Genomic DNA, 478 nt, shown 5'->3' with positions numbered 1-478 from the left:
TTTTCCCTGAGCCACTGATAGGCACCTCCGATCATCACGACCGAGTGTAGCTATTTCCCTGATCAATGCACTCTGTGCCAAGGTGGATCTCGTCCAACCCTCAGGAACTCCCCCATAAGGGGAATTCCAGACGTTGCAAGGAGAGCGCGTGCTCACTGTCGGTGACAAGTTCCCCGAGTTCGACCTGACTGCTTGTGTTTCGCTGGAGAGCGGCAAGGAGTTCGAGCAGATCGACCACAAGACCTACGAGGGCAAGTGGCGCGTGGTGTTCTTCTGGCCGAAGGACTTCACCTTCGTCTGCCCGACCGAGATCGCCGCCTTCGGCAAGCTGAACGACGAGTTCCTGGACCGCGACGCCAGATCCTCGGCGTCTCCGGCGACTCCGAGTTCGTCCACCACGCCTGGCGCAAGGACCACGCCGACCTGCGTGACCTGCCCTTCCCGATGCTGGCCGACTCCAAGCACGAGCTGATGCGCG

At 60.7% G+C, this 478-nt stretch carries 1 pseudogene; it reads left to right on the top strand.

Annotated features, from left to right (window positions below):
- Positions 1 to 148: 148 nt before the first annotated feature.
- A pseudogene (locus tag G3I71_RS47020) lies at positions 149 to 478 on the top strand (redoxin domain-containing protein); the annotation flags it as partial.

The organism is Streptomyces sp. SID12501 (assembly GCF_010550245.1).
Taxonomy (GTDB): Bacteria; Actinomycetota; Actinomycetes; order Streptomycetales; family Streptomycetaceae; genus Streptomyces.
The sequence above is the reverse complement of the archived record's forward strand: the minus strand, read 5'-3'. Positions and strand labels throughout refer to the sequence as shown.